Annotated in this window: 3 protein-coding genes and 1 pseudogene; all 4 read right to left on the reverse strand. The window is 70.8% G+C overall.

The window, feature by feature from the left end; translation table 11 throughout:
- Positions 1-4: 4 nt before the first annotated feature.
- Positions 5-2,479, reverse strand: coding sequence for a 1,4-alpha-glucan branching enzyme (glgB, locus tag ACFW48_RS21510; RefSeq protein ID WP_386316834.1), 2,475 nt, complete (start codon positions 2,477-2,479; stop codon positions 5-7).
- A 40-nt stretch (positions 2,480-2,519) separates the two neighbouring features.
- The gene (locus ACFW48_RS21515) at positions 2,520-3,914 is read right to left on the reverse strand and encodes a maltokinase (protein ID WP_386316836.1); all 1,395 of its coding nucleotides are present in this window, start codon (positions 3,912-3,914) and stop codon (positions 2,520-2,522) included.
- Positions 3,915-4,012: 98 nt separating this feature from the next.
- Positions 4,013-5,713: a maltose alpha-D-glucosyltransferase gene (treS, locus tag ACFW48_RS21520; RefSeq protein WP_386316837.1), complete on the reverse strand. Its 1,701-nt coding sequence runs from the start codon at positions 5,711-5,713 to the stop codon at positions 4,013-4,015.
- A pseudogene (locus tag ACFW48_RS21525) lies at positions 5,710-6,138 on the reverse strand (alpha-1,4-glucan--maltose-1-phosphate maltosyltransferase); the annotation flags it as partial. The gene treS and the pseudogene ACFW48_RS21525, both read right to left, overlap by 4 nt.

Consider the following 6,138-nt stretch of genomic DNA (forward strand, 5'->3'; position numbering starts at 1 on the left):
GCTCCTACGCCGGACGCAGCCACACCGTCGACAGGGGCGGCAGGGTCAGCCGGACGCTCGCCGGCCGGCCGTGCCACCCCTGCGGCTCCGGCTTGACCGGGTCGGGGTTGCCCACGTCGCCGCCGCCGTACCGCGCGGCGTCGGTGTTGAGCACCTCGTGCCAGGCGGGGACGTCGTCGGGGACACCGAGGCGGTAGTCGGGGCGGACGACCGGCGCGAAGTTCGACACCGCGAGCAGCGGGGTGCCGTCGGCGTCCAGCCGCAGGAACGCGAGGACGTTGTCCTCGGCGGCGTCCCCGACCACCCAGGCGAAACCCGAGGGGTGGGTGTCGCGCTGCCACAGCGCGGGCGTGACCCGGTAGACGGTGTTCAGGTCCCGCACCAGATCGCGCATGCCCCGGTGGTCCGCCGCCGCCCCGTACTCCGGGTCCAGCAGCCACCAGTCGGGACCGTGCGCCTCGGACCACTCCGCGCCCTGCGCGAACTCCTGCCCCATGAAGAGCAGCTGCTTGCCGGGGTGGGCCCACATGAAGCCCAGGTACGCCCGCTCGTTCGCGCGCTGCTGCCACCAGTCGCCGGGCATCTTCGACACCAGCGACTTCTTGCCGTGCACCACCTCGTCGTGGGATATCGGCAGCACGTAGTTCTCGCTGTACGCGTACACCATCGAGAAGGTCATCTCGCCGTGGTGGTACTTGCGGTGCACCGGCTCGTGGCTCATGTACTGGAGCGAGTCGTGCATCCAGCCCATGTTCCACTTCAGCCCGAACCCGAGCCCGCCGAACCCGCTCGGCCCCTTGTGGTGCGTGGCCCGCGTGACCCCGTCCCACGCCGTCGACTCCTCCGCGACGGTCACCACCCCCGGCACCCGCCGGTACACCGTCGCGTTCATCTCCTGGAGGAACGCCACCGCGTCCAGGTTCTCCCGGCCGCCGTGCTCGTTCGGCGTCCACTGGCCCGGCTCGCGCGAGTAGTCCAGGTAGAGCATCGAGGCGACCGCGTCGACGCGCAGCCCGTCGATGTGGAACTCCTCGCACCAGTACACGGCGTTGGCGACGAGGAAGTTGCGCACCTCCCGGCGCCCGAAGTCGAACTCCAGCGTGCCCCAGTCCGGGTGCGCGGCCCGCAGTGGGTCGGAGTGCTCGTACAGCGGACGCCCGTCGAACTCGGCCAGCGCCCAGTCGTCGCGCGGGAAGTGCGCCGGCACCCAGTCCATCAGGACGCCGATGCCGGCCTGGTGCAGCCGGTCGACCAGGTACTTGAAGTCGTCGGGGTCGCCGAGGCGGGCCGTGGGCGCGTAGAAGCCGGTGACCTGGTAGCCCCAGGAGCCCCCGAAGGGATGCTCGGCGACCGGCATCAGCTCGACGTGGGTGAAACCCAGGTCCGCGACGTACGCGGGGAGCTGCTCGGCCAGCTCGCGGTACGTCAACCCCGGCCGCCAGGAAGCCAGGTGGACCTCGTACACCGACAGCGGAGCCTCGTGCGCGGGTGCCTGCGCGCGCCGGGCCAGCCACTCCTCGTCGCCCCAGGTGTAGTCCGAGGTGTGCACGACGGAGGAGGTGGCGGGCGGGACCTCCGTACGGCGGGCCAGCGGGTCCGCGCGGAACGTGCGCGAGCCGTCGGGCCGGGTGATCTCGAACTTGTACAGCTCGCCCGCGCCGATACCGGGCAGGAACAGCTCCCACACGCCGGTGCCGCCCAGCGACCGCATCGGGTGACCGGTGCCGTCCCAGAAGTTGAAGCCGCCGGCCACCCGGACCCCGCGCGCGTTCGGCGCCCACACCGTGAAGCGGGTGCCCGCGACCCCCTCATGGGTCGTCGGATGCGCGCCGAGCGCCTGCCACAGCTGCTCGTGCCGTCCCTCGCCGATCAGGTGCAGGTCCAGGTCCCCCAGCGTGGGCAGGAAGCGGTACGGGTCGTCGACCTCCTGGGCCGTCCCCTCGTACGTCACCAGGAGCCGGTGGACGGGGACCTCCTGGATCGGCACCAGCCCGGAGAAGAACCCGTCCCCGTCGTCGTGCAGCTCGACCCGCAGCTCCCCGGACAGGACGGTCACCGCCAGGGCGTACGGCCTGAAGGCCCGGAAGGCGACCCCGCCGGGCACGGAGTGGGCGCCGAGCACGGAGTGGGGGTCGTGGTGCGTACCGGCGAGCAGCCGCTCCCGGTCGACGGCGTCCAGGGTGGGGGAGACGGCGACCTCGGCCGGTACCGCCTTCTTCACGGCCTTCTTGGCGGCCGGCTTCCCCGCGGGCGTCTTCTTCGCGACGGCCTTCTTCCCGACCGCCTTCTTGGCCACGGTCTTCTTCGCGGCCGCCGTCTTGGTGGCGGACTTCGTCGGGGTCGCCTTCTTCGCGGCCGTCTTCTTCGAGGTCGTCTTCTTGGCCACCGCCTTCTGAGGCGGCGCCGCCTTCTTCGCGGCGCTCTCCTCCTCGGCCGTCTTCTTCGGGTCGGGACCGCTGGACGAGGGGCGGGGGGTCACGGGGGGAGCCTCCTGGACGAGGTGGGATCGGGAGGGGGTGTCATGCCGGTTCGGGCATGGACAGGCGGCGCACCGCGGACAGGGGCACCGTCAGCCAGTCGGGACGGTGCCGGGCCTCGTACAGGACCTCGTACACCGCCTTGTCCGTCTCGTGGGCGCGGAGCATCACCGGGTCGGTGCGTGGGTCGCTGCCGGCGACCTCCGCGTACCCGGTGCAGTACGCGGCCCGGCAGGACTCGGCCCAGCCCGGCACCGCGGCGTCGGACGAGTGCGCGGCGTAGTCGAAGGAGCGCAGCATCCCGGCGATGTCCCGCACCGGCGGCTGCGGCATCCGCCGCTCGGCCAGGGGCTTGGCCGGCTCCCCCTCGAAGTCGATCAGCGACCACCGACCGGAGGGCGAGCGCAGGCACTGGCCGAGGTGCAGGTCGCCGTGGACGCGCTGGGCGGTCCAGGTGCTGCCCTCGGCGGCCAGGTCGCCCAGCGCCGTGAACGCCGTGCGCAGCGCGGGCACGTACGGCCGGAGCAGGGGCACCGCGTGGGCGGCCTCCTCCAGCCGCTCGATCATGCCGTCGGCGAGCCGCCGCATCTGACCGTGGCCGAGAGTGACGGTCGGCAGCGCGCGGGCCAGCGCGGTGTGCACCTCGGCCGTGGCCCGTCCGAGCGCCCGGGCCTCGGCGGCGAAGTCCTCCCCCTTGGCCAGCTCGCGCAGGGCCAGCTCCCAGCCGTCGGTCGCGCCCTGCACATAGGGCTGGAGCACGCCCAGTACCCAGGACCGGCCGGCCAGGTCGGCCACCATCCACCCGGCCGGAGCCGGTACCCGCGGGCAGCCCTCGCGGGCCAGCGCCAGCGGCAGCTCCAGGTCGGGATTGATGCCGGGCACGATACGGCGCAGCAGCTTGAGAATGAACGTATCTCCATACACGACCGACGAGTTCGACTGCTCGGCGGTCATCAGCCGCGGCACCAGGCCCGGGCGTATCTCCTGGTCCGGTTCCCGCTCGAAACGAAGCCCGCCGATGCGGGCCCTGGTGCGCAGCGCCTCCAGGAGCACCTCGGCGGGCCGGGTGTCGTACAGGGCGTCGTAGGCGGTGCGGCCGGCCAGCGGGCCCTCGGTCACGTGTCCGATGAGCGCGGGCGCCAGCCGGGGCGGTAGCGCCTCGCGGGCGCCTATGAGGAGCTGGTAGCAGTCGCCGGGCTCCTCGGCCGCGCCCGGTACCGGAGCGAGCTGGTGGTGGGCGCGGACCAGCACGTGGTAAAGGCCGAGACGGGCGTCGGAGGGGAGTAGCTCGGTGGCCGCGACCAGCGAGAATCCGGTGACCGGACGGCCCTTGCCCGCGAACCAGCGTTGCCGCGGCAGCCAGTCCCGCAGCAGTGGATCAAGTGACGCTAGGAGGCCTGGCGGGCTCGTGACGGTGCGTGTGACGGCTTCCGACATGGCGTCGCGTCCTTTCCCCGGGTCGTCGGGGTGTTACTGATGCGTGCCCCGGGCGGGGAGGCAGAAACCGCCCGCCCGGGGATCGGGCCGGTCCGGCCCTAGAGAGCGTCGTCGCGCAGCCGGAACCAGTAGAAGCCGTGCCCCCCGAGGGTCAGCAGGTACGGCAGTTCGCCGACCGCCGGGAAGCGGACTCCGCCGAACAGCTCGACCGGATGGCGGCCCCCGAAGGCGCTCAGATCGAGTTCGGTGGGCTGCGCGAACCGGGAGAAGTTGTGGACGCACAGCACCAGGTCGTCCTCGTACTCCCGCAGGAAGGCGAGCACAGCGGGGTTGGAGGAGGGCAGTTCGGTGTAGGTGCCGAGGCCGAAGGCGGGGTTCTGCTTGCGGATCTCGATCATGCGGCGGGTCCAGTGCAGCAGGGACGAGGGCGAGGCCATGGACGCCTCGACGTTCGTCACCTGGTAGCCGTAGACCGGGTCCATGATCGTCGGCAGGAACAGCCGTCCGGGGTCGGACGACGAGAAGCCGGCGTTGCGGTCCGGGGTCCACTGCATCGGCGTGCGCACCGCGTCGCGGTCGCCGAGCCAGATGTTGTCGCCCATGCCGATCTCGTCGCCGTAGTACAGGATCGGCGAGCCGGGCAGGGAGAGCAGCAGGGCGGTGAACAGCTCGATCTGGTTGCGGTCGTTGTCGAGGAGCGGGGCGAGCCGGCGCCGGATGCCGATGTTGGCGCGCATGCGCGGGTCCTTGGCGTACTCCGCGTACATGTAGTCGCGTTCCTCGTCGGTGACCATCTCCAGGGTCAGCTCGTCGTGGTTGCGCAGGAAGATGCCCCACTGGCAGCCGGACGGGATGGCCGGGGTCTTGGCGAGGATCTCGGAGACCGGGTAACGGGACTCGCGGCGTACGGCCATGAAGATGCGCGGCATGACCGGGAAGTGGAACGCCATGTGGCACTCGTCGCCGCCCGCGGCGTAGTCGCCGAAGTAGTCGACGACGTCCTCCGGCCACTGGTTGGCCTCCGCCAGCACCACCGTGTCCGGATACTGCGCGTCGATCTCCTTGCGCACCCGTTTCAGGAAGGTGTGCGTGGCCGGGAGGTTCTCGCAGTTGGTGCCCTCCTCCTGGTAGAGGTACGGCACCGCGTCCAGCCGGAACCCGTCGATGCCCAGGTCCAGCCAGAACTTCAGGGCGGAGATCATCTCCTCCTGCACGGCCGGGTTCTCGTAGTTGAGGTCGGGCTGGTGGGAGAAGAAGCGGTGCCAGTAGTACTGCTTGCGCACCGGGTCGTAGGTCCAGTTGGACGCCTCGGTGTCGACGAAGATGATCCGCGCGTCCTGGAACTGCTTGTCGTCGTCCGCCCAGACGTAGTAGTCGCCGTACGGGCCGTCGGGGTCCCGGCGCGACTCCTGGAACCACGGGTGCTGGTCGCTGGTGTGGTTCATGACGAAGTCGATGATCACGCGCATGCCGCGCTGGTGGGCGGCGTCCGCGAACTCGACGAAGTCGGCCAGGTCGCCGAACTCGGGCAGCACGGCGGTGTAGTCGGAGACGTCGTAACCGCCGTCGCGCAGCGGCGACTTGAAGAAGGGCGGGAGCCAGAGGCAGTCCACGCCCAGCCATTGCAGGTAGTCCAGCTTGGCGGTGAGGCCCTTGAGGTCACCGACGCCGTCGCCGTTGCTGTCCTGGAAGGAGCGGACGAGTACCTCGTAGAAGACGGCTCGTTTGAACCAGTCCGGGTCACGGTCCTTGGCCGGGGTGTCCTCGAAGGTGTCCGGCACGGGCTCGTTGAAGATCATGTGGTGGGTGACCCTCCGATCTGCGGGTGGGACGGTCGCAGAACCGTGCAGACGTGCGCGGGCGTGACGCCCGGCTCCAGGCGCACGTAGTTGGCCCTGCCCCAGTGGTAGGTCTCGCCGGTGAGCTCGTCGCGCACCGGCACCGACTCGTGCCAGTCCAGGCCGAGTTGCGGCATGTCCAACGAGACCGTCGCCTCCTGGGTGTGGTGGGGGTCGAGGTTGGCGACCACCAGAACCGTGTTCGACCCTTGCCGCTTCGAGTAGGCGATCACCTCCTCCTTGTCCGTGGGATGGAAGTGCAGATCGCGCAGTTGGCGGAGGGCCGGGTTCTCGCGCCGGATGGTGTTGAGCTTGGTGACGAGGGGGGCGATGGTGGTGCCCTCGCGGGCGGCGGTGGCCCAGTCGCGGGGTTTGAGCTGGTATTT

The sequence above is a fragment of the Streptomyces sp. NPDC058812 genome, assembly GCF_042744565.1.
GTDB lineage: Bacteria > Actinomycetota > Actinomycetes > Streptomycetales > Streptomycetaceae > Streptomyces > Streptomyces thinghirensis.

Bases quoted from the DNA above. Each gene is read 5' to 3' on its own strand.
- ACFW48_RS21515 (WP_386316836.1), bottom strand. From the start codon at position 3,914: ATGTCGGAAGCCGTCACACGCACCGTCACGAGCCCGCCAGGCCTCCTA.
- treS (WP_386316837.1), bottom strand. From the start codon at position 5,713: ATGATCTTCAACGAGCCCGTGCCGGACACCTTCGAGGACACCCCGGCC.